Source organism: Westiellopsis prolifica IICB1 (assembly GCF_004323185.1).
Lineage (GTDB): Bacteria > Cyanobacteriota > Cyanobacteriia > Cyanobacteriales > Nostocaceae > Pelatocladus > Pelatocladus prolificus_A.
In genome coordinates, this window is the sequence record NZ_NAPS01000001.1 from 2,089,316 (window position 1) to 2,113,722 (window position 24,407).

General features: G+C 40.4%; 19 protein-coding genes and 1 pseudogene. 10 read left to right on the forward strand and 10 right to left on the reverse strand.

From position 1 onward, the window contains the following. From B4U84_RS08880 to B4U84_RS08895, 3 genes are all read left to right on the forward strand, one after another. Nucleotides 1–744 (forward strand): WD40 repeat domain-containing protein (locus tag B4U84_RS08880; RefSeq protein WP_131118828.1); only part of this gene is annotated, 744 nt, incomplete at its 5' end. A 444-nt stretch (nt 745–1,188) separates the two neighbouring features. Further along, nucleotides 1,189–1,389, forward strand: a complete 201-nt coding sequence (locus B4U84_RS08890) for a RelB antitoxin-like protein (RefSeq protein ID WP_044447577.1) — start codon at nt 1,189–1,191, stop codon at nt 1,387–1,389. Next, nucleotides 1,389–1,658 carry a type II toxin-antitoxin system RelE family toxin gene (locus B4U84_RS08895; RefSeq protein ID WP_044447575.1) on the forward strand — a complete coding sequence of 90 codons (270 nt, stop codon included), beginning with the start codon at nt 1,389–1,391 and terminating at the stop codon, nt 1,656–1,658. The genes B4U84_RS08890 and B4U84_RS08895 overlap by 1 nt, the downstream gene beginning before the upstream one ends. 334 nt (nt 1,659–1,992) lie before the next feature. Here the strand turns inward: B4U84_RS08895 and B4U84_RS08905 are convergent, their stop codons facing one another. After that, the gene (locus B4U84_RS08905) at nt 1,993–2,361 is read right to left on the reverse strand and encodes a GxxExxY protein (RefSeq protein WP_131117061.1); all 369 of its coding nucleotides are present in this window, start codon (nt 2,359–2,361) and stop codon (nt 1,993–1,995) included. A 111-nt stretch (nt 2,362–2,472) separates the two neighbouring features. Between B4U84_RS08905 and B4U84_RS08910 the strand changes: the two genes are divergently transcribed. Together B4U84_RS08910 and B4U84_RS08915 are read left to right on the forward strand one after the other, a co-directional pair. Further along, a complete protein-coding gene (locus B4U84_RS08910; protein WP_131117064.1) occupies nt 2,473–5,475 on the forward strand; it encodes a valine--tRNA ligase in 3,003 nt (1,000 codons plus the stop codon). Between the two features lie 103 nt (nt 5,476–5,578). Further along, the gene (locus B4U84_RS08915) at nt 5,579–6,022 is read left to right on the forward strand and encodes an HmpF-related protein (protein ID WP_026082202.1); all 444 of its coding nucleotides are present in this window, start codon (nt 5,579–5,581) and stop codon (nt 6,020–6,022) included. Between the two features lie 122 nt (nt 6,023–6,144). Here the strand turns inward: B4U84_RS08915 and B4U84_RS08920 are convergent, their stop codons facing one another. Beyond that, complete coding sequence (locus tag B4U84_RS08920) at nt 6,145–6,936, reverse strand: sulfite exporter TauE/SafE family protein (protein WP_131117066.1); 792 nt, start codon at nt 6,934–6,936, stop codon at nt 6,145–6,147. A 418-nt stretch (nt 6,937–7,354) separates the two neighbouring features. Between B4U84_RS08920 and B4U84_RS08925 the strand changes: the two genes are divergently transcribed. Both B4U84_RS08925 and B4U84_RS08930 read left to right on the forward strand, forming a co-directional pair. After that, nucleotides 7,355–8,143 carry a phosphatase PAP2 family protein gene (locus tag B4U84_RS08925; RefSeq protein WP_017313718.1) on the forward strand — a complete coding sequence of 263 codons (789 nt, stop codon included), beginning with the start codon at nt 7,355–7,357 and terminating at the stop codon, nt 8,141–8,143. A gap of 189 nt (nt 8,144–8,332) precedes the next feature. Next, nucleotides 8,333–9,169, forward strand: coding sequence for a sulfite exporter TauE/SafE family protein (locus B4U84_RS08930; protein ID WP_131117069.1), 837 nt, complete (start codon nt 8,333–8,335; stop codon nt 9,167–9,169). 88 nt (nt 9,170–9,257) lie between these two features. On the opposite strand, the gene B4U84_RS08935 is transcribed toward B4U84_RS08930, so the two are convergent. The 6 genes from B4U84_RS08935 to fni form a co-directional block, all read right to left on the reverse strand. Beyond that, entirely contained in the window at nt 9,258–10,658 is a 1,401-nt protein-coding gene (locus B4U84_RS08935) for a ferredoxin:protochlorophyllide reductase (ATP-dependent) subunit N (protein WP_017313716.1), read from the reverse strand. 153 nt (nt 10,659–10,811) lie between these two features. Next, on the reverse strand, nt 10,812–11,618 hold the full coding sequence (locus tag B4U84_RS08940) for a DUF5331 domain-containing protein (RefSeq protein WP_017313715.1): 807 nt from the start codon (nt 11,616–11,618) through the stop codon (nt 10,812–10,814). 23 nt (nt 11,619–11,641) lie between these two features. After that, a complete protein-coding gene (bchL, locus tag B4U84_RS08945; RefSeq protein WP_017313714.1) occupies nt 11,642–12,508 on the reverse strand; it encodes a ferredoxin:protochlorophyllide reductase (ATP-dependent) iron-sulfur ATP-binding protein in 867 nt (288 codons plus the stop codon). A 732-nt stretch (nt 12,509–13,240) separates the two neighbouring features. Next, nucleotides 13,241–13,489: a TIGR02450 family Trp-rich protein gene (locus B4U84_RS08950; RefSeq protein ID WP_017313713.1), complete on the reverse strand. Its 249-nt coding sequence runs from the start codon at nt 13,487–13,489 to the stop codon at nt 13,241–13,243. Nucleotides 13,490–13,613: 124 nt separating this feature from the next. After that, nucleotides 13,614–15,446, reverse strand: a complete 1,833-nt coding sequence (sppA, locus tag B4U84_RS08955) for a signal peptide peptidase SppA (protein ID WP_131117072.1) — start codon at nt 15,444–15,446, stop codon at nt 13,614–13,616. Between the two features lie 160 nt (nt 15,447–15,606). After that, nucleotides 15,607–16,656 (reverse strand): type 2 isopentenyl-diphosphate Delta-isomerase, encoded by a 1,050-nt coding sequence (fni, locus tag B4U84_RS08960; protein ID WP_131117075.1) that lies wholly within the window; start codon nt 16,654–16,656, stop codon nt 15,607–15,609. An 876-nt stretch (nt 16,657–17,532) separates the two neighbouring features. Here fni and B4U84_RS08965 point away from each other — a divergent pair. Both B4U84_RS08965 and B4U84_RS31145 read left to right on the forward strand, forming a co-directional pair. Beyond that, a complete protein-coding gene (locus tag B4U84_RS08965; RefSeq protein WP_131117078.1) occupies nt 17,533–19,929 on the forward strand; it encodes a PhoX family protein in 2,397 nt (798 codons plus the stop codon). 333 nt (nt 19,930–20,262) lie between these two features. Beyond that, nucleotides 20,263–20,478, forward strand: a pseudogene (locus tag B4U84_RS31145) (hypothetical protein); the annotation flags it as partial. A 221-nt stretch (nt 20,479–20,699) separates the two neighbouring features. Here the strand turns inward: B4U84_RS31145 and B4U84_RS08970 are convergent. Together B4U84_RS08970 and B4U84_RS08975 are read right to left on the reverse strand one after the other, a co-directional pair. Next, entirely contained in the window at nt 20,700–21,584 is an 885-nt protein-coding gene (locus tag B4U84_RS08970) for an aspartoacylase (protein WP_044447562.1), read from the reverse strand. A gap of 307 nt (nt 21,585–21,891) precedes the next feature. After that, nucleotides 21,892–23,547, reverse strand: coding sequence for a mechanosensitive ion channel (locus B4U84_RS08975; RefSeq protein ID WP_131117081.1), 1,656 nt, complete (start codon nt 23,545–23,547; stop codon nt 21,892–21,894). A gap of 397 nt (nt 23,548–23,944) precedes the next feature. On the opposite strand from B4U84_RS08975, the gene B4U84_RS08980 reads away from it, so the two are divergent. Further along, nucleotides 23,945–24,391, forward strand: coding sequence for an SRPBCC family protein (locus B4U84_RS08980; protein WP_131117084.1), 447 nt, complete (start codon nt 23,945–23,947; stop codon nt 24,389–24,391). The last annotated feature ends 16 nt before the right edge of the window (nt 24,392–24,407 follow it).

Genomic DNA, 24,407 nt, shown 5'->3' on the forward strand with positions numbered 1-24,407 from the left:
CCAGATGGCAAAACTCTTGCTTCTGCAAGTTATGACAGTACAGTCAAATTGTGGAACTTGCAAGGTAAACTACTTGCCACTTTCAAAGGGCATAACGATGAGGTTTGGGTAAATGTTTGGGTAAATAGTGTTGCCTTTAGCCCAGATGGCAAGACAATTGCTTCTGCAAGTAATGACAGTACAGTCAAATTGTGGAACTTGCAAGGTAAACTACTTGCCACTTTCCAAGGACATAGCAATGGGGTAAATAGTGTCGCCTTTAGCCCCGATGGCAAGACTCTGGCTTCTGCAAATAATGACAGCACAGTCAAATTGTGGAACTTGCAAGGTAAACTACTTGCCACTTTCAAAGGCCATAGTGGTGCAGTATCAAGTGTCGCCTTTAGCCCAGATGGTAAGACTATTGCATCTGCAAGTAGTAACGACATTGGTTCTGCTAGTGACAAAACAGTCAAATTGTGGAATTTGCAAGGAGAAGAACTTGCCACTTTCAGAGGCCATAGTGATGAGGTGTACAGTGTCGCTTTTAGCTCAGATGGCAAGACTCTGGCTTCTGCAAGTGGTGACAGCACAATCAAATTGTGGGATTTAGATTCTGTGCATCTTGATAATTTATTAGCACAGGGTTGCGCTCAGGTGCATGATTATCTCAAGACTAATCCTGATGTGAGCGAAGAGGATAGGAGAGTGTGTGATGGTATTGACACTCGCAAGTATTTAAAAGCTGATGTGGGGACGCGGTGAGGGGGAGATTTTGATGAGAATTAACTTAATTTGTGCAAAAATTTTAATGTAAGTCGATACATTAACAATGTAAGCCGATACATTAACAATGTAAGTCAATACATTAACAATGTAAGTCGATGCATTAACAATGTAAGCCGATACATTAACAATGTAAGTCAATACATTAACAATGTAACTCGATACATTGGCATTGTAGGGAGTTGCGTTTAGATTGCACAGCGATACAAACACTAAACAGCACAAAAGTAGGTGAAGTGTATTATTGGTTGCGATCGCATAACTAAGTATCGCAGAGCTTAGATCCCCGACTTTTCTAAAAAGTCGGGGATCTTTTAGAAAGACTATACTTATCTTTCAAATTTTTAAAGATGCGATCGCTCTGAAAATTTATCCTTTACTCACCTAAAGTAGAGATAGGAAAACTACTCATCGCAATAACTTATGAAAGCAGAAGAATATCCTTTTGTTCAAGAATTAATCACAGATGCAAAAGGTCAAGTTATGAAAGTTGTCTTAGACCTTGAAAAATATCAGCAATTGTTAGAAGCTCTTGAAGACGAAGGACTTTACCGAGCTATGCAACTAGCTCAAGGTGAAACATCTCTCAGTCTCCAAGATGCACTGAAAGAACTTGAGCAATAATGAATACCGAGTACAAACCAAGTTTTATTAAAGACCTAAAAGCGCTTAAAAGTACTCCTGTGTACGACTCTATAAAATCTCTGGTCTTTGAGGAAATTCCCAGCTATTCCAATTTGGACGAAATTAGCAATTTGAAAAAGCTCAAGGATGCTGATAAAGTCTATCGTATTCGAGTAGGAGACTACCGTATTGGTTTTACCTTTGAAGAAGAGACAATAATTTTTGTTCGTGTTCTCCATCGTAAGGATATTTACCGCTACTTTCCATAATTAAAAAAGCTATGTTCGGCAATTAACTCAGCTGTTCGCGCTTCGATTTTATCTCGGCGTGCGCGTGGAAGTTTTTGCATAATTTCATTAAACTTCTTCGCCATCGTCTTTTTCTCCTTTTTCTTTCAATTGACTAAGATGCTCGTCAAATCTTTTATAGGCACTACCTTCATTTACTAGATGAAGTATGCGATCGCATTACCCATCTAAAATTTTAGATATAATGAACCGCCAAGATGCCTTAGACGCGCAAGCGGCTACTTTCACCAAGCCACTACCTACGGAAGCCGCAGAAGCGTCTACGTGTCTACCGTAAGGTAGAACGCCAAGAGAGTTATGGAGAGAAGATGATGCGTTTTATACCTTCTTTCAGAAGAGGGACGTTAAAGTTGATGAGAAGACCGAGAGGGTTTTTAGTCATTTTTAAGTAAGACATGACTTGTGCTTCATGAATGGGGGTTAACCTTTCCACAGCTTTCAGCTCAACAATCAGGCGATCGCCAACCAAAAAATCTAATTCGCCCTCACCAACTTGATGATTTTTATACTTGACAGCAACAGGGTGCTTAAACTTGTGAGGTATCCCCCGCATCTGAAACTCAAACCTTAAAGCTTGGTGATACACCGACTCCAAAAACCCCGGTCCCAATAATCGATGTACCTCAATCGCTGCACCAATTACCATTCCCGTCAGCTGACTCATCTCCTCTCCTAACTCTCTTTTCTCTGCGCCCTCTGCGGTTCATTTCCATCAAACACCCTCCACCCCTGTGGCAAAATTTATAAAAGTCCTTCCGCACTCAGTTTTCCCAGCATGACCGCAACAATTACTAATCTCCCTGACAGATACGATCCCTTTACCACTGAAGCCAAGTGGCAAAAATTTTGGGAAGAAAATCAAACCTATAAAGCTGACCCCCAAGCAGGTGGTGAATCTTACTGCATAGTTATCCCACCCCCCAATGTCACCGGCAGCTTGCACATGGGTCACGCTTTTGACAACAGTTTAATTGATACCCTCGTGCGCTATCACCGCATGAAGGGAGATAATGCTCTTTATTTACCCGGAACTGACCACGCCAGCATCGCTGTCCATACAACGCTGGAAAAGCAACTTAAGTCAGAGGGTAAAACTCGCGATCAATTAGGACGCGAGAAGTTTCTCGAACGGGCTTGGGAGTGGAAAGCAGAATCTGGGGGAACAATTGTTAATCAACTGCGACGTTTGGGTGTGTCGGTGGATTGGTCGCGGGAACGTTTTACCCTAGATGCAGGTTTAACCAAAGCTGTTTTGGAAGCTTTTAATCGTCTTTACGATGAAGGGCTGATTTACCGTGGTAAATATTTAGTTAACTGGTGTCCAGAGTCACAATCGGCTGTTTCTGATTTGGAAGTGGATGCTAAAGAAGTTGATGGTCATCTTTGGCACTTCCGTTATCCGTTAAGTGATGGTTCTGGTTATGTAGAGGTGGCGACGACTCGACCAGAAACCATGTTGGGTGATACGGGGGTGGCGGTAAATCCCGATGATCAACGTTATCAGCATTTGATTGGGAAAACTCTGATGTTGCCTATTATGAATCGGGAAATTCCGATTATTGGTGATGAGTTGGTTGACCCCAGTTTTGGAACTGGTTGTGTGAAGGTGACTCCTGCTCATGATCTGAATGATTTTGAAATGGGCAAGCGTCACAATCTGCCGTTTATCAATATTATGAACAAGGATGGCTCTCTCAATGAGAATGCTGGCGAGTTTCAAGGACAAGACCGCTTTGTTGCCAGAAAGAATGTTGTTGCTCGTTTAGAGGCAGATGGTGTTCTGGTGAAGGTGGAAGATTATAAGCATACGGTTCCTTATAGTGAGCGTGGTAAAGTTCCGGTGGAACCATTGCTTTCAACGCAGTGGTTTGTCACAATCCGCCCGATGGCAGACCGGGCGCTGGAATTCCTTGATGAGAAAAACTCGCCCCGGTTTGTGCCTCAACGCTGGCATAAGGTCTATCGTGATTGGTTAGTGAAGTTGAAGGATTGGTGTATTTCTCGGCAATTATGGTGGGGACACCAAATTCCGGCTTGGTACGCTGTTAGTGAAACGGGTGATGAGATTACCGATAACACGCCGTTTGCTGTGGCGCGAAGTGAAGCGGAAGCACGAGAAAAGTTAGTTTCACGATTTGGCGAAAATGTCAAGATAGAACGTGATCCTGATGTGCTGGATACTTGGTTTTCTTCTGGATTGTGGCCGTTTTCTACTTTGGGTTGGCCGGAACAAACTCCTGATTTAACAACTTATTACCCGAATAGTACTTTGGTTACTGGTTTTGACATCATCTTTTTCTGGGTTGCAAGAATGACGATGATGGCAGGACATTTTACGGGACAAATGCCGTTTAAAGATGTTTACATCCACGGTTTGGTGTTGGATGAAAATGGCAAGAAAATGTCCAAAACCGCAGGTAATGGTATTGATCCGTTAATTTTGATTGAAAAGTATGGTACGGATGCCCTGCGTTACACGATGATTAAGGAAGTAGCAGGGGCGGGTCAAGATATCCGCTTGGACTACAACCGTAAGACCGACGAGTCGCCGTCGGTGGAGGCGTCCCGCAACTTTGCTAACAAGTTGTGGAATGCGGCGCGGTTTGTGATGATGAATTTGGATGGACAGACGCCGCAGCAATTAGGAGAACCAACGGCTACAGAGTTGAGCGATCGCTGGATTCTTTCACGTTATTACGGTGTTGTCCAGCAAACACGTAATTATATGGATAATTACGGTCTGGGTGAAGCTGCTAAGGGTTTGTATGATTTCATCTGGGGTGATTTTTGTGACTGGTATATTGAATTAGTCAAGTCTCGCTTGCAAAAGAATGCTGATCCAACTTCGCGACGGGCTGCACAACAAACTTTGGCTTATGTGCTGGAAGGGATTTTGAAGCTACTTAATCCTTTTATGCCTCATATTACTGAGGAAATTTGGCACACTCTCACCCAACAAGGTGAAGATACTCAACAAAGTTTATCTTTACAGCGGTATCCAGAAGCACAGACAAGTTTAATAGATTCTGGGCTAGAAGAGCAGTTTGAATTATTGATTGGTACAATCCGCACTATTCGCAACTTACGCGCCGAAGCGGATGTGAAACCAGCAGTGAAAGTTAATGTCAATTTACAAAGTGATAGCTCCCAAGAAAGGGAAATTCTAACTACGGGACAATCTTATATTAAAGATTTGGCGAAGGTAGAGAATTTAACTATCGCTGTTAGCGAGAATAAAGAACAGGGAGAAAAACCCCGAATTGGTTGGAAGACGATCGCTTTGGTGATTGCAGCAATTTACTTTTTCCGAATTGGTATAGCGATCGCCGATGCAGTTGATGATATTCCGTTGCTGGGAAATTTCTTTGAACTTGTGGGTTTTGGTTATGTTGCGTGGTTTGTCACTCGGTATTTACTATCTGCTGAGGCTAGACAAACATTCTGGCAACAGTTCCAATCATCTGATCACAATAGCCTACCACAATCAGAACAATCAGAACAGCCACAAGCAAAAGAACAAGCGATCGCAGGCGTAGTTGGTACTGTACAAGTCTTACTCTATCTTGCTGGTGTCGTAGACATTCAAGCCTATACCACCAAGCTGCAAAAACGCCTTAGCAAACTAGAAGGGGATATTAAATCCCTGACAGCTAGGTTAAGTAATCCTAAATTTGTTGAACAAGCTCCAGCAAATGTCGTACAGGAAACACGAGACACTTTAGCAGAAGCTCAAAAACAAGCTGAAATCTTGCGCGATCGCTTGCGTCAGTTAGCATAATTATAAGAATGATGAATGATGAATTAGAAATTATGAAATCTCTGATCATTCATCATTCATTATTCTTTCTTCATAATTTGTAATTCATATGTTTTTTAAATTTATGCTTTATCTAGCCCAAGTACACAGAAACGAATTTTTAAACCAACTTCAATTACATTTATTAGCACGTCAAGAAGCTAATAATATCTGGGTAAAAATCCCAGAAGAAGCTTTTATTCTCTTAGGAAAAGGCAAGACTATGACAGAGAAATTGCTTGTTTTAGTCGAGCTTTCTCCCACAGGTGATATAGAAAAAATCGAAGAAGCTACTAATTGGGTAATGGATTTGATCGGTACTTACCTGACTACAGGTATTACTCCAGATTTTTTGCGTCAAGAAGCAGAAAGAGCAGAACAGTGGCGACAAAACTTGACTTTGCAAAACCAAGACTTAGCACGTCGTACCCTGGAACTAGAAGCACGTCGAGAACAAATTCAAGCCCTTGAAGAAAGTCTTAAACGAGAGAAAAACTTGGTTAATAAAGCTGAAACTTTTGGGGAATAGGGATCGGGGATTGGGGATCGGGGAAGGTGGGGCCCCCTCTGGGGATAAGGGGTAACGGGGATCGGGGATCGGGGACAAGGAGATAAAAAAGCGATCATTGACTATTGACTATTGACTATTGACTAATAAACTAACTTTAAGCTGACCATCATTAATATAGAGTAAATAATAAATCGAAGTGGCTTTTGGGGCGCGATTTGGCAGATTTTAGCGCCTAGTAAAACTCCTGGTACTGAGCCTAGCCATATTGGTAATACCAAATTCCAATCTACTGTCCCTAATGTTAAATGTCCAAGAGAAGTAAATAATAACAAAATAGCAGCTTGGCAGATATCTGTACCTACTAACTTCCGTGGATCGAGATGAAAGAATGCAATCAGTACTAATGCAAACATTGAACCAGAAGAGACACTGGTTAAACCAACAATACAGCCTAAAATAATCCCCGTGGTTATTGTTTGTAAGCGCCCTATATTAGTTTTTAAATCATATTTTGGGACTTCAGGTAGTTGCAATTTTGGAAAGAAGCTCAAGAGTAACATTTGTACTAGTGCCAAAATTGTAATCGACATAATGGCAGTACCTAACAAATGAAGCATAATGCTGTTTAGGTAAGCTTCTCCAGTCTGTCTGAGTAAGTGCAAGATTCCTACCCCAACCAATGAACCAGGAACACTCCCCAAGGCTAACCACTTTACTACTTCTACATCTAGGGTTTGCTGTTGGTAGTGCTTGATGCTACCAACAATTTTCATCAGTGTTGCAGCAACCACATCAGAACTTACTGCTGTAACAGGTGGAACTTGAAAAACAAAAATTAACATCGGGGTGAGCAGGGAAGCACCACCAACTCCTGTAAGACCAACAATGATACCAACTAGAAAGCTGAATAGAGGTAATAGTAAAAAATCCATACTCTTGTTTTGAATAGGGTTTTGTCATTGCAACTTAGTCGCAACTACAAGATTGACAGTAATTTTGTTGTGCAGTTTGTCTGGTAAAACTCAACTGTTGACGAACGGAAATTACTCCTCTTCCCTACAAAAGAAGGAGTTGGGGGAGGTGTGTATTCGACTCAACTGCAAACCGCTATGGAGCTGAAAAAATAAACTCCTAAAAAACGATCAATTTACTGTATTTTAAAATAAAGAAAAACAAAAGTCTAGAGTAAAAGTATGGTGTGATACAAAATACTTTGACTGGGTAACACTACAAACAAAACCCGATTTCTTCTGAAACCGGGTTTAAGCTTATATTCACGCTTCACAAGGAGATTTATATGTCAGTATTTAAATAAAACTACATTAACTCCTGCACAATAGCGTATTTCATATGTCAGAGCTAGAAAAAGTAAAAATTCAAACCCAATTGACAGAAAAATCACAACAAAAGACACCTATGGGGTTTTTGCAACAACTATTAATTACTCATTGGCGTTCTCTGTTGTTGCTATTGTTAGGAATATACCTACCACTGCAAGTATTTGGATTGCTGGCGTTGGAGGTGCGGCAAAATGAAGGTGGGTTTCCCTGGGATTTACCGATTCTGGTCACAATTCACTCTGTAGCACAGCCACAATTAGACGCAATTGCCGCCTTTTTGACCAAATTCGGTTCATTTAGAACTGTATTACCGATTTTGCTCGTCATAACTCTAATTTTATTAGTGCAACGTCGTTGGCGATCGCTCAGTTATTTACTGATCACCGCCATCGGTAGCGCTACCATCAACCGTACAGCTAAGGAATTTTGGCACAGAGTACGTCCTCATCTGTGGGACTCTGTCGCACCTGAGTTTGACTATTCATTTCCCAGTGGTCACGCGATGACAAGTATGACATTTGTGGCAATTTTGGTCGTTTTGACCTGGGGTAGTATTTGGTGTTGGTTGACGGTAACTTCAGGTAGCTTGTATCTATTGACTATAGGCTGGACAAGGCTTTATCTAGGCGTTCATTTTCCGAGTGATATTCTTGCAGGTTGGATGGTAGCGATAGCTTGGGCAATTGGTGTAAGTTTTATTGTTAAACCTTATTCGCAGTCAGCAAATATTGTTAGTGAAAAGCCAGAGACTGAGACAACATTACTTCCGCAAGAAGAATCAACACTTAATAGTCAATAGTCAAGGGGTAAGGATTTAGGGGTGTAGGAGAAAAAACCTCTTTCATCTTTAGTGATCAAACTTGTTTCATTGGGACTGTCTTAATAAGATTAGGTGTTTTCATAACATTCAAAAGTGGGACTCTGAATCTATTGCATTTGTGAATTTATAACTCTTAAACTTTGAGTTAACATCAAGAGGTTATAAAATTTGAGTGTTTTAGAATTTTCCTTATTAGTTTGGCTGGGATCTTTTACTGCTGGTTTTGTTGGTTCGCTGACAGGATTGGGAGGTGGAGTTGTCATTGTTCCCTTATTAACTTCTGTATTTGCTGTTGATATTCGCTATGCAGTGGGAGCTTCACTAGTTTCTGTAATTGCTACAAGTGCTGGTGCAGCCTCTACATATATTAAAAAAGGCTTGACAAATTTACGCTTGGGAATGTTTTTAGAAGTTGCCACAACTATTGGTGCTATTATTGGAGCTTTAATTGCTACCTTTGTTTCTGTGAAAGCACTAGCTATTGTTTTGGCAATTGTTTTACTTTACTCTGCTTACCTTTCAGGACAACCGAAATTAGAAAATTCAGAAGATGAAACAAGCGATCGCCTAGCTGATTATCTTCAACTTAATAGCAGTTATCCTACACCTGAAGGCACAATATCTTATCAAGTGCATTCTGTACCCGCAGGGTTTGCCGTGATGTTGCTTGCTGGTATAATTTCTGGATTACTAGGTATTGGTTCGGGAGCGTTTAAAGTACTAGCAATGGATCAAGTAATGCGTATCCCATTTAAAGTTTCCACAACTACTAGCAATTTTATGATTGGTGTCACCGCCGCCGCATCAGCAGGTGTATATCTTGCGCGTGGGTACATAGATCCAGGTTTATCTATGCCGGTAATGTTAGGTATCTTACCCGGTGCTTTCTTAGGAGCAAGAGTTCTCATCGGTACAAAAACGCAGATATTAAGAATAGTCTTCAGTTTAGTCTTGGTACTAATGGCTGTAAAGATGGTTTATCAAAATATTTTTGCAGGGATTTAACAGTAAACCAAAAATTTTTTCCAAAAAGGCGAACACAAGGTTCGCCCCTACTAATTAATCATGATGTTGCTCAATCGAAACCCAAATCCTAAATCTTGGCTTCTTCCTTCACCAATTTATCCCAACCTAAATCTTTGAGACTATTATTACGACGCAGTGGACGAGTAACTAACTCAAGAATGTCACGAGCGTTAGTAAAACCGTGAATTTGAGCAAAAGTAAATTCCACAGACCATTTAGTATTAATTCCCCGTGCTTCTAAGGGGTTCGCGTGAGCCATACCAGTAATTACCAAGTCAGACTTTAACTCATAAATTCGTTGGACTTGGTTGTAATTGTCTGGTTTTTCCACTATCTTGGGCATTGGTACACCCATGTCTTTACAAGTCTTCTCCAACAAGGCTAATTCCGCAGCTTGGTAGCGCTTGTCCATGTAGGGTATACCAATTTCATGCACAGTCATTCCGCAGCGTACCAAGAACCGTGCCAGGGAAACTTCCAACAAATTGTCACCCATGAAGAATACAGATTTACCACGAATTAGTTTGACGTATTCTTCCAAACCTTCCCAAATTTGAGCTTCGCGTTCCTCTAAACCTTGGGGGGTAATACCAAACACCGAGCAAATTTTCTCAATCCAAGCACGGGTTCCATCTGGGCCGATGGGGAAAGGTGCGCCGATGAGTTTGCATTTACGACGCCGCATCAGAGTTGTAGCAGTGCGGCTGAGGAAGGGATTGACACCAGCGACATAATACCCTTCTTCAATGACAGGCAATTCTGTAAAACGTTTGGCGGGTAGCCAACCAGAAACTTTAATACCTTGTTTTTTCAGTTCTAGAGTTAGCTGAGTAACTACGGGATCAGGGAGTGAACCAAATAGTACTAGTGGTGGGTGATTTACGTATTCAGACTCTTCTTCAGCAACTTCTTCTTTTTTCTTACCAAAATTGAGGAGTTTTTGAATGGCGTTACGCTCGTTTTTCTCTGCTTCTACCACAGAAGCTTTATCTGGACAACGTGCAGCCATTGCAGCTAACACCGTGTCTTCCCCTTGGGTGAAGGCGTAGTCTAAGCCATTGGCACGGGCAACAACAATCGGAATACCAATTTCGCCTTCCAGCTTAGGAGCCAAACCTTCTAAATCCATTTTGATAATTTCAGTAGTGCAAGTGCCAATCCAGACAATTACACTGGGGTTGCGATCGCGCTTAATCTGCAAGCACAAACGCTTTAATTCCTCATAATCATTGAGTTGTGCCGAAATATCACCTTCTTCTAACTCTGCCATTGCGTAACGGGGTTCTGCAAAAATCATTACACCCATCGCATTTTGCAGGAAGTAACCACAAGTTTTTGTACCAATTACCAAAAAGAAGCTATCTTCAATTTTTTGGTACAACCAAGCGACACAGCTAATCGGACAAAAGGTGTGGTAATTACCGGTTTCACACTCAAAATTTAAAGCTTCTGGTTGAGCAGCAGTCATTTTGATATATTCTCCCCTTAAGTTTTTAAGTTAAGAGTTAAGGGTCAAAAGTCAAGGGTCAATTGTCAATTGTCAATGGTCAATCTTTACTAGTAAAAACTCTTGACTCTGGACAATTGACTCTGGACAATTGACAAACTCCTAACTCTGTATTTACGTGTTGGGGAAGAGACGGGCGATATCCGAGTCATCAAAACTGTTATTGGATATTTCTTCCCCGAAAAAATCTGTAGTTGATTCACCCTTGAGGGAACCAGTCTCAGTACTCCAAACATCTGACAACACGTCACCAAACTCGTTTTCTTCAGGTGCAGTTGTGGCGGAGATTGTGTTGTCTGTTTCCTTCATTGCATCAAAGGAAATGTCGCCAAATTCATCTGCTGCATCTGGGTGAGATGTTTGCTGGAATTCGTTGTCAGAATTGTGATCTTGGGACGGGAAATTCTCACTGGAGTTATTGAGATGTTCCGTTGCCATTGCTCTGAGTTCATCCCGTACCATTGTATCGGGAGCCATGAGGGTTTCTTCATGGTCGTGGGTCATTTCCAAATCAGGAGCGATCGCATTTATGCCAAAATCATCTGTTGGTTGAGTTGTCAATGTTTCACCATGGGATGTTGCTTCCATGATGGTCAATGATTCATCCTCTTGTTGCGATTCCTCTGATTTGGGAGTAACGCTGTTCCCAAGAGCAATATCAGGATCAAAATTTAAGTCCAGTACCTCAACCAAAGTATCTGCATCCGGATTCAATTTAGAAAAAGGTAGCATTAACTGTGCTAGCTTCGGTTCTAGCGCGTTAGCTACTCCCAGGATCAGGTAAGATGGTGGTCGCTTACCGCCATCAGGCGTGTCAGCTGATTCTACCTCCATGTGCAATTTAATCCAGTCGCGATTGACTTGGAAAAATTGCAACCATTTTTGCTTTAATGAATCTGTAAAGCTATAGAAGAAGGCCATATTCCCATCCTGAGAAAAATGATTTATACAATCATCAAGTCTAATTCTTCTTCCGGATTAGGAACCTGTGGTTTATTCGGATTTAAGTAAAAATCAGACAATAAAGAAAATAATTCCCTATCTTGGGCATCTTTAGGTACAACACCTTCGGGTAGTGACAGAAGTTGGTCGGCGATGTTTAAGTAATAATCGCAAACGTAGTTCAAAGAAGGATCGACATCTGCCATTTCAAACAAAGTCTTGCCTTTGACGCGGGAAACACGGATATCTTCAATCAGAGGTAATACTTCTAAAACTGGCATTGGTACGGATTCTACGTATTTATCGATTAAGTCACGCTTAGATGTGCGATTCCCAATCAACCCAGCTAGACGCAGGGGGTGAGTTCTAGCTTTTTCTCGGACAGAAGCAGCAATACGGTTCGCAGCAAATAAGGCATCGAAGCCGTTGTCAGTCACAATTATGCAATAGTCTGCGTAATTCAGAGGTGCTGCAAAACCACCACAAACAACGTCACCTAGAACATCGAATAAAATAACATCGTACTCATCAAAAGCGTTGAGTTCTTTCAGTAATTTTACGGTTTCGCCAACTACGTAACCACCACAACCAGCACCTGCGGGTGGACCACCTGCTTCTACGCAATCTACACCGCCATAGCCTTTGTAGATCACATCTTCCGGCCAAATATCTTCGTAGTGGAAATCCTTTTCTTGCAGAGTATCAATAATCGTCGGAATCAAGAAACCGGTAAGGGTAAAAGTGCTGTCGTGTTTGGGGTCGCAGCCAATTTGCAAGACTTTCTTGCCGCGTTTGGCTAAAGCGACGGAAATATTACAGCTAGTTGTAGATTTACCAATACCGCCTTTTCCGTAAACTGCTAATCTCACTGTTTTTTGCCTCTTTATAGTTTTTTTTATAAAACAATTGGCTCAAACACTTGCAGCACCGCGTGCAACAGCGATGTGTGAAGTCTTCGAGTGTCATTATTGTCCAAAAAAATCTGAAAATAAAGGGGACTTAAAAATGAATTATGTTGTAAAAACAAGCTTTTAGTTCAAATTGTTTTTATTAAATCTTTTTTTTAATTAAATGTCGATAAATACCTAAAAAATCAATAAATTATATATTTAAGTTTTTATTAATTATAAAATAGTTACAATAAACAAAAACTTATCTCCCTGATTTATATGCTTTTCATCAAACAGAGCTTATGTTAAAAGAGTATTAAGACTCTATGCTAACCAAGTGCAACTAAGAATATAAAGCGACAAGCGCTATTCTTTGACACAAGGATAGACTTGTTATATCAGCTTAAAACTAGTGGTCTGTCCCATTAATTTTGCTGGGCTACAAGATCCCCGACTTTTGAAAAAAGTCGGGGATCTGTCTCCTCATAACCCCTCAGAACTTATGCGACAGACCACTAGCTCATAACTTCTGTTGTCAAAATTTCAGTCAAGTGTCATTCTGTACTCTCAGTTCACATTGAAAAGTGATTTTTAGCAAAAAAATAGGCAGTTGCAAATTAACTGCCAAGATTCGCGATCGCTAATTCTGAGGCATTACTCAGAAAATATAAAAAATTATTACATTTAAAAAATCGACGTCTATTTTTCAGCCTACCCAGTCTCTAAAGCCTCAATTTCTTGCAGTGATTGCCAGCCAGGATGCCATTGGGAACGATCTTCTAGTAGCTTGGCGTTCATCCAAAAGCGGACATTAGGGTCACAGGAAGAAACCATTTCAGCATATACCCACTTACCCTGATGTTTACGGTTGACAACTTGGAAGTGTCGCCAACCATCTACTTTTTTTTGTGCAGTCCACTTAGAACCAACTAAGTAAGGAAATTTTTGTTTTTTGGTCATTGGTCATTGGTCATTGGTCATTTGTTGTTGGTCATTGGTAGAGACGCGATGATACTCTTACCTTGAAGCCGCTCTTACGAGCGTCTACGAGTCTGTACAATAGTCATTGGTTATTGGTTATTGGTCATTCTATTTTCAAATTAAAAGGTAAACGAGCATACACTCCCTGGGGATCGTTCATCTTTTGTAGAGTTGCAAGTTCAGCTTTGAGTTTTTGTAATTCACTTCCTAGCGGATCTGGTAATTGAAGTTTTTGCTGATCTAAGTTCACAGAAACCTGTGTTTGTTCTGGAGCTTGTCCTAATATCCGTTCTCCCAAACTTCCATATTTAGGATATTCTTGTAATTCCCAGTCATTTCCCAGTTTTACTTGTTCAACAGCATAGGTAATAGCAGCATCCAAACCACCAATTTCATCGACTAAACCAATATTTTTGGCTTCTGTACCTGACCAAACCCGACCTTGAGCAATCTCTGCTACCTTTGCTTGGGGAATGTTCCGACCTTGGGAAACTTTACCAAGAAATACATTGTAAATTTTGTTGACACTACGTTGGTAAATTTCCAATTCTTCAGAAGTTTTGGGACGAGAAAGAGTTTGACTATCGGCATAACGTCCTGTTTTAACTGTATCCCAAGTGACGCCGTTGTCATTGGCTAATTTTTGGGCATTAAACAGCAGTCCAAATACACCTATTGAACCTGTAATTGTATTCGGTTCAGCAAAAATACGGTTAGAGTCGCTAGCAATCCAATAACCACCGGAAGCAGCAACATCACCCATTGACACAACAACTGGTTTTTGATCGCGAGTTAAGCGTACTTCCCGTTGCATTACTTCTGCTGCTGTCGCACTACCACCGGGACTGTTGATTCTTAAAACGATCGCTTTGACATCTTCTTCTTGTCGTAGTTTACGGAAAATTCTGGCAAAACTATCGCCGCCTATTTCCCCATCGCCACCTTGACCATCAACAATTTCTCCCTCAGCATAAACTACAGCAATTTTGTTTTGAGAATTGCGTTCTGTTCCTAAAGATTTACCGGGGACTTGGGCGTATTCATTTAAGGAAATTTGGCGGAAGGTTTTCTCATCCTTGTTGCTATCTGTCAGCTTTTTGAGATCGCTAACTACTTCGTCAAAATACGCAAGTTTATCTACCAACCCATTATTTTTGGCTTGATCTGCTTGCAAAAAGGCTTGGTTATCTGCGATCGCTTGTAATTTTCCAGGAGTAATTTTACGACTATATCCTACTGCATTACGCCACTCTGTCCAAACATCATCTAATAATTTTTGAGTTTGTTGCCGATTCTCTGGACTTAGCTTGGTAAGTACAAAGGGTTCAACTGCTCCTTTAAACTTTCCGACTCGCACAACTTGCACCCCGATACCATATTTTTCTAATGCGCCTGTCAAAAACATAGGTTGGGAACTCAAGCCATTGATTTCCATGGCTCCCACAGGGTTAAGCGCAATTGTATCGGCTACTGAACTTAGGTAATATTCCCGTTCTCCCCAGTCCATACCATAGGCTATTACCTTCTTACCAGCGGCACGAAACTTTTCTAAGGCTTGGCGAATTTCTTTAAAAGTAGCAAAGCCTGCTGTGTTTTCACTTTCAGCAAGACGAGTTGCATCTAAATAAATACCAACAATACGTCGATCGCGCCGTGCTTTTTCGATAGTATCCAGAACTGTGCGGAGAGTCATCTGCTGTTGTTCTTCACCGGAGATGACTTTTTGCAGCAATTCGCTAGAACTTGGCTCTCCATCAGTAATTTTCGTTGCCAAGTCAAATACTACCACTGACTTATCTTTAACCATTGGTCCGGTATCTCTAGAGGCTGCAAAGAACAGCAACAACAGTCCTGTAGTTCCTAAACCAAAAAAAATAAATAATCCCAGGATACTTCCAACTAAGCTAGCAAAAGTTTGTTTAATAAAATTCCGCATATTGTTTTTATTGGTTATTGGTCATTAGAGACGCGATGAATCGCGTCTGTACAATGGTCATTGGTCATTAGAGACGCGATGAATCGCGTCTGTACAATGGTCATTGGTCAAAAATTACTAATAACTAATAACCACCAACAACCAACTAACGACTTAATACTTATTTTATTGATTCTAAGCTCCCTGAAGATTGTAATTGCTTAATAGTACCGTTGCCAGTACAGAATAGCACTGTGGTGATTTCAGCAATTAATACTTCACCCAAGTCGTAAACAGCAGCTTCTGAGGAAGCAGCTGCTTGCAAAAATGGCATGGCTAAACCAGCTATATCTGCTCCCAAGGCTAAAGCTTTTGCTACGTCCAGTCCATGACGCAATCCACCGGAGGCAATTAGAGGTACTGTTGGTGCAACTTTACGAATGCTGGTGATGCACTCCGCCGTTGGTAAACCCCAATCTGCAAAGGTTCGACCCAAACGCCGCTGTAAGGGATTTTCTGCTCTTTCACTTTCCACTTTTGCCCAAGAAGTGCCACCTGCACCAGCTACATCAATTGCTTTGATTCCTGCTGCAATTAGTTTTTCTGCCATTGTTGCTGAAATACCATTACCTACTTCTTTGGCAATTACAGGAATTGGTATTCTATCGCATAAGCTAGCTATTTTGTCAAGTAAACCTCTGAAATTTATATCACCTTTGGGTTGAATACACTCTTGTAGTGGGTTGAGGTGCAAAATGAGGGCATCAGCTTCTAGGATATCAACAACTCGCTCACATTCTTCTAAACCGTAATCATAGTTGAGTTGAACAGCACCCAAATTGGCAAACAGGAGAACATCCGGTGCATATTTGCGGACAGCGAAGGTTTCAGCCACAGAAGGTTTTTCGACAGCTATGCGTTGAGAACCGACACCCATAGCAAATTTATAATGTTGAGCAACTTCGGCTAACCGACGGTTAATCATTCCTGCTTCTGGGGTTCCTCCAGTCATTGAGGAAATTAACAAGGGTGCGCCTAAATGCTTTTCTAGAAAATTAGTACTGAGATTAATTTCATTGCGATCGAGTTCCGGTAAACAACTATGGCTAAAACGATATTTTTCTAGTCCATTGGTGGTTTGTTGGAATTGGACATCTTCTTCTAGACAAATGCGGATGTGGTCGGCTTTACGAATTTGAGTAGCGACTGATGGGCTTATGGGTGTGTTCACGGGTAGGTGTTTTTCTATGATGAGGATATTTCTATTTTGACACTCCTCGCTCGCGCACAGAAGGTGATTCTTTAGTATGCGATCGCTCATTTTAAGCAAGTTAATTACAAAAACAAGCGGTATAAATTTTTGCTGTTGCTGGAACTAAGAAGAGCCATCCTATAGTGAAAGTAGACTGAATAAATAAGCTCTTCAACGAATAATACCATTTCACAAAAAGACCCTGTAGAGACGCGATATATCGCGTCTGGTACAAAATTTATATGTATCGTGATTAATGTGAATTGGTATAAGAATAATATTTTTATTTTATTTAACCAAGAAATAACTTCTTTTTAATATTACTGAATTGATTCAATTAACCTAGAGATAATCTGTTTTTAACTTTTGTTATTTAGATTGATAGTGTTAACTTTTTTCATCTGGATTTACGTGTGTAAACAACGAATATAGGTTTTGCCTGTATTTTACCAAAAACATATTGATGCACTCACCAAGTTATTATGATCAAAATAATAGCTTGCTATGCATTTTTGGTAATAATAAATTAATTGATAGACTCTTGATTTCATAGCTTCATTTTGAAAAGGTTTGACCGTGCCAATTCTGGATGTTGGATTTTAGATTGTTTTTCGGTTCAAGCCCTGTTCCACAGAACTTTTGATTTGAAATTTTGGATTTTGGATTAGAAGATTATTCAATCCAGAATTGCAAATTTAACATGGTTGACTGATTTTTTATTAGTAGCAATGGGGTAGAAAACCATCGTATATACACATGTTTTTAGATTCAGATTACAGAGTAATTCTCTACTAATATCAGTCTAGCTTTTTCACTAAAACTTGATGAAAATAACACTGCAAGAGAGGAAATTTCATGTCTAAATTAAGTCGCAGACAAATTTTAGTATTTTTTGCTGGTAGTGCTGGTGCTGCTGTATTAGGAGACAAAATTATAGATAGTGTTTCCAACATTGCCGAAGCAAAAATTGCACCATTGAGATTTACACCTGTACGCTTACCCCATCCTTTACCAATTTATCAAGAGCTAAATAGTTATTTACCAACAGCAATTGAAAAAGGAGAAGTACGTAAGGCTTCGGGAGATGCAAAATTAAATAGCTACACAGTAATTGATGATGTGGTAGTTCCACCAGAGTACGATCGCTATGTCATAGTTCGTTGGGGCGATCGCGTATTTCCCAACGACTATGATTATGTTGGTTACAACTGCGATTACACGAGTTTTATCTCGATTGATAGAGACTTGAATCCTGACCCAAGCATCAATAAAAATGATGGTTACTTATTCATAAATCATGAATATGTTAGTTATCCGATTTCGGAATTAGCACCAGAAATTCCATCTGATCTTAAAGGAAGCGGTTTCCCTACTGCTTTTGCTTCAGTGATTGGGTGGTCTTTACCTGGGGAACGAAACATAGAAACAGATGGGGAATTTCTCTATAATCTGGGTGCATCTGTTATCCGTATCTCTCGTCGTAATCGTTCTAACCGTAGTAACAAATTCCAAGTTGTCAAAGATTCCAATAATCGCCGCATTCATGGTCTTTCAGGATTGGGAATCAACAGTCAACGTAGTGATGAATATAAAAGTGTTACTGCTTGGGGAAGTCGTCCCCATCAGCAAGGTGATCAAAACTATTTAATTGGTACAGGCCCAGGTGCAACTGAAGTTTTTACCATTAGTGCTGACGGATTAGGTAATAGAATTATCGGTACTGCTTACAACTGTTCTGGTGGTACAACTCCTTGGGGAACCGTATTAACTGCTGAAGAAAACTTCCAAGGAAGTGCAGAATTTTTTGTCGGTGTGACTGAGTCAGTCAAACCTGATGGTACTCAAACAGATTATACCGATGGTACAGTTGGCAAGACCTTTGGTTTAGTAGGGGAAAAATATGGTTGGATGGTAGAAATTGATCCCGCTGATACCAATTTCCGCCCCCGCAAACACACTTGGCTAGGTCGTTTCCGCCACGAAAATATTGCTACACGAGCTGAAGCAGGTAAGAAATTAATCGGTTACATGGGTGATGACAGACGCGGGGGACACACTTGGAAGTTTGTTAGCACAGGTACTGTATCTGACCCCACTGATAAAAACAACAGCAAGCTGTGGGAAAATGGTATTTTGTATGTTGCCCGCTACAATCCAGATGGTACAGGTAGATGGATACCTTTGCTGATTGATACTCCCACCGATCCGATAGCACCCAGCGTTATTTCTGAGAAAGAATTTGCTGCTTTAGGTTCAGCACAAAGAAATGGTCTGATCAAATTACCAAGACGCAATGGTGTTGCTGGACAAACTAGAGACGGTGGTGCATTTAACTGCGATCGCACCAACGAAGCAACCGCACTACCTGGTTATCAAGGTAAGAAATTATCTGACTTCTACAAAAACCAAGGTGCTATTCTCTGCGATGCTTTCCTCGCTGCAAACCTGGCTGGTGGAACTCCTACAGCACGTCCAGAAGATTTAGAAGTTCATCCACTCACCAAAGAAGTATTTATTGCTTATACTGATGGTGCGCCCGGAAGTGATGGTTATCCTGATTCTCGCATTTTCCAAGTTGCTAAGTTAAGCACAGATCCAAATGCAACCCAACAATCAGGAGGACTTTACAAAATTATTGAAGATAGCACCGATGCTACAGGTCTTACCTTCCGGTGGGAGAAATTTAAGCAAGGTGGAGAAGCTGGTTCGGAAACTGGAGCTGGTTTTGCGAATGTAGATAACCTAGTGTTTGACTTCCGAGCTAATATCTGGGGTGTGACAGATATGTCTACTGATACCCATAATGGTTTTAGTATAGGTGCTACTGGTACTCAAAATACTATTAATCATACAGCTAGTGGTAATGTTTCCAGTTTTACAGGTGTTTTCGGTAATAACTGGCTTTTCTTTATTCCTACCGTTGGACCAAACGCAGGAACAGTAATACCTTTTGCTCACGGTCCAGTGCGTTGTGAAATGACAGGCCCAACTTTTGTTGGAGATACATTGCTTCTTGCAGTACAGCATCCTGGTGAAAATTGCCCAGTTAATGATGGCACAATATTGAACCGTACGATTGAGATTCTAGATTTGGATGGAAAGACATTTAATCAAACTCGTACAGTACCCCGTGGAAGCAGCTGGCCTAGCAATATTTCCGCAGAAGACGGTGGTAAAGGTGATCCTAAAGGTTTTCCCATTCCATCTGTAATTGGTATTTACCGCAAAGATGGTAAAGGTAGATTTATCTAACAGTTAACTGTTATTGAACAAAAAGATCCCCGATTTCTTTGAGGATATAGCTGGCGAATGGTGGGTTTAACCCCTCGTTCGCCCACAAATTGATTGTAGAGACGCTTCAAACAGCGCGTCTCTACATCTGGTGGAATGACGAAAAATCTTGATGAGGGGTGTCACCCCTGATTCGCCAGCTGTATCCTTTGAGAAGGCGGGGATTTTAGTTTTACCGAAAGATCTCTACATTATTTTCACATTGTTAATGTATGGGGTTATACCATTTCACAAAAAATCTGATACAAATACAGGCCCTGTAGAGACGCGATATATCGCGTCTCTACAAAATTTATGTGTATCGTGATTAACGTGAAATGGTATTACATTGTTAATGTATCGGGTTACATTGTTAATGTATCGGGTTACATTGTTAATGTATCGACTTACATTGTTAATGTATCGACTTACATTGTTAATGTATCGGGTTACATTGTTAATGTATCGGGTTCTTTTACTTGGTTCTTCAATTTTGTTGAAATACTTGCTCAAAATTTAGCCTTGACAACCNGATTAACGTGAAATGGTATTACATTGTTAATGTATCGGGTTACATTGTTAATGTATCGGGTTACATTGTTAATGTATCGACTTACATTGTTAATGCATCGGGTTACATTGTTAATGTATCGACTTACATTGTTAATGCATCGGGTTACCTTACTTAAAATCAGAGATTTATTGCACTATTTTAGCTGTGCCACGCCACTACACTTAGTTGAAACTTTAAATTAGCTAAGAAATGCTAGTTCCTGCTTTTGAGTTAAACGCATAGCAACTCCTTTTTCATAGTAAGCAGCTTCATTAATAAAAATTGGATAAACTATAGATTCTCCTTGATAAGTAATTTCTTGACCATCAAAGCTGAGAAATATTGGATCGCCAGGATGAAGAGGTTCATAATCTCGAAATTGCAGATGGGGATGGATCATCGCCTGAATTTCTCCCAAGTTATTTCTGGGATAGTCTATACTTCCGATATCTTGATAAACTGTAAGTCTATCATAAGTTTCGGTAATTTGATTTTGGTTATATGCTTCTAAGTAATCCAAAATTGTGTAAATCAGACTCTCTGTTTTGAGAAATAAATCTGCATTTAAAACACCCTGAGCTATAGGGCCAACTTCTATCACAACACCACACTGACACAGAGATCTCAGTAAATAACTTGCTTTATCAGTTTGTGTTAAACAAACTTTGACTAGAGGATTGATTGCGCTCAGATAAGCAGACAATTGTAAACAAAAAGGATTTCTATTACCTATGATCAGGCTCAACCCCATGTTTGCTGTTGTAGTGTGCAAATCTAAAATAACATCTACTTGGGGATTGTCTTTTGGCCCTAGTATTTGATTAATAGCTTTTGCTCGAATATCTTCATAACTAGAAAGTGTCGAATCTTGTAAGTCTTGGCTGAGGAAGCAACGATTTAAGTCTTTATCAATATAACGCCTACCGACTTTGAAAGCTTCGGGGTTTGCTAGTAAAGTTTGAGTTTTAAAACTAGTTCGCTGAATCAAATGAGGAAATTGCTCAAATTTTTTGAGTAGGTATCCCCCTGTAAATTCATTTCCATGGGTTGCGCCAACAATTGCAACTTGATTGATTTGATTCATAATAGTGATTTATATTATTTTCGTTTGAATACTTATATTATCAGCCCTGAGCGAGATCCCCGACTTCTTTAACAAGTCGGGGATCTTGTTGTTCAAAATACCAGCAGCGAAAACCAGCGGATGGTGCATTGTGCTGCGCGACAACACACCCTACAAAACTGGTTGTTCATAAAATTAATTCACCAATACCAGAAACCGAGTTTTTGCACAAACAAAAACTCGGTTTTTAAGCTCTAGTTTATAATAGTGAACTACCCAACACCGATCCTATCAGGTACGGTGTGAGCTAGGCTGCTTGCAAGTTGAATTAGCCTCTATTTTTAAAAGATTCCAGCCATTGCTGGACTTGTTCTCTGGCTAAATCACGGGTTCCTAAACCAAAAGCAAGAGCGATCGCCACTGCAATTGCACCGAGTAACAAGCCAAAAGCCAGATTGACAATATCGGGTGCGACACCGATTTGTTGTAAGGCCATTGCTGAGACTAACGCAATGATTGCAATCCGTGTTACTTGACCTAAAATTCTCGCTTGGGGATTACCGGAACTGGTAATAATGCTAAAAGCAAGATTGGCTAGGTATAAACCAATCGCAAAGATAATCACTCCAGCCAAAATCCGCCCTAGTACAACGACAATACCAGTTACTAGTAGTGTCAGAGCAGGGATATTAAGGATATTCACAGCTGCTACTGTTGCAAACAGCATGATCCCAACTAATACAATAATCCCTGCAAGTTCCGAAGGTGTGCGACTGGTAGGAGTTCGTGGTGTAGGTTCTTCTGCGGGAATGACGATTTGTCTTGAAGGTGTAGATATACCCAAGACAGACAAAATATTGTTAAAACCTATACTGGTCAAAATGTTGGTGACTAAATCTGCTACGAACCGTCCCAAGAAATAAGCAAGAATGAGAATGGCGATCGCTGTAAAGATTGCGGGAAGTGCATTGAGAATTTGCTGCAACATGGCGATCGCTGGTACGGAAATCGCTTCTATTTGCAGAGTATTCAGTGCGGCGATCGCTACAGGAATCAAAATCAGAATATAGACAATTGTGCCAATGATTCTTGAAAGAGGTTGAGTTCCCGCAGCACGAGATAATCCTAATTGAGTTCCTAAATTGTCGATTCCTGTTGCTGCTAATAAATTCGTGACAATTCGTTGTACAACAGTCGCAAGAAACCAACCAACAGCAGCAATAATGATGGCACCGAGAATGTTCGGTAGAATTGCCAAAATCTCCGTCACCAGCGCTTCTACTGGTAGTAGCGCTCGTTGTAACCCCAGAGTATCTAGTATTGGAATCAGAAATAATAAAAAGATGAACCAATACAGAGCATTACCAATCGTATCGCTCAGAGGTAATTGATTTTGAGCAGTAGCATTATCTTCTGGTGCGTTTAAGCGTTCGTCTATTCTTAACGCCCGTAGTCCTCTAATTGTGATTAATTTGACAACAGTAGCTACTAACCAAGCAACTCCGACAAAAATTAGCGCCCCCACCAATCTGGGTAGAAAGTCACCAATTTGATTGAGGAAAGTATTAAGTGGTTGAGAAGCAACTCTTAGCTCTAGGGTGTCTAGTACAGCAACTAATGTCAGCAGTAAAATACCCCAAAATACCAAGTTAGAAATCAATTTTTCTACTTGGGGAAGGTCGCGACTGTCTTCACGTCCTATTACGCCAGCAGCAATGCGATTATCAATTTGTGTGCGATTGAGGATTCCTCGCGTCAAAGCAGCAACACCAGCAGCAATCAACCAACCAATCAATAAAATTGCTACTGCTCCGAGCAACCGGGGTAGAAATGCAACTATTTGTTGGAAAGAGTTCTGCACATAAGTATTGAATCCAGCATCTTGTTGCGATGGTAATGTAGGTGATTGTGCTAAAAATGTTTCCACCCTAACACACAAACCATTTCCCATTACTTGGGTTATATTTTGCCAAGTTGTATTCATGGTTTTCCGGTATTAAAGTAAATTTGATCCAGAAAACACTAGTAGATGCTCTTGGAGTAGATTGCTTGGACAATTCTACATTCCAGTAACTTCGTAGTGTTTTACATTTGAATTTAATGAGTCAATTTTACAGGCAATTGATCTCAACCGTTATTTCAGAATTTTTATTTTTTTTAATTTAAAAAAGCAAACTAAAATATATATCTCTTAGTAGTTGACTTGTATTGACAATTACATAGTATAGTAATTTGATCATAGAAGATTAAACATTAGTGAAAGATTAATAGCCATATGGTTATTAGTTATTTTTTAGATGCATATTTTCATAATTCTTACTTTCTGATTTTGCGTTAATCTGAGTGCAGATATGATTAAAATATAGAGTGAAATATCTGCAATGAAAGTTTTTGAACAATCGATAGATATTAATGCTTCAGCCGCCGTTGTTGAACGCTGTATTAGCGATCGCATTTTAATGCATCGTTGGCTCAATCCTGCATTGCGTTGTGAACCTGTAGGTGAATGGAGTACTGATGTTGGTAGTCGCAGTCGGTTTGTGATTCAAATACCTGTGATCCAACCAACTTTGAATAGTGTTGTGATCGAAAGACAGCCAGGTTTGATTGTTTGGGGGTTCGAGGGTTTTTTCAAAGGACGCGATCGCTGGGAATGTCAACCACAAGCAAAAGGAACACGTCTAATTAACCGTTTTGAATTTGAAATACCTAATCCCCTAGTTAGTTGGGGTTTTAAAACCTTCGGCGAAACCTGGACAAAACAAGATATGCAAGCTCAGTTACGCCGACTCAAGCTTGTAGCTGAAGGGGTAGGGGATAGGGGATAGGGGATAGGGGATCGGG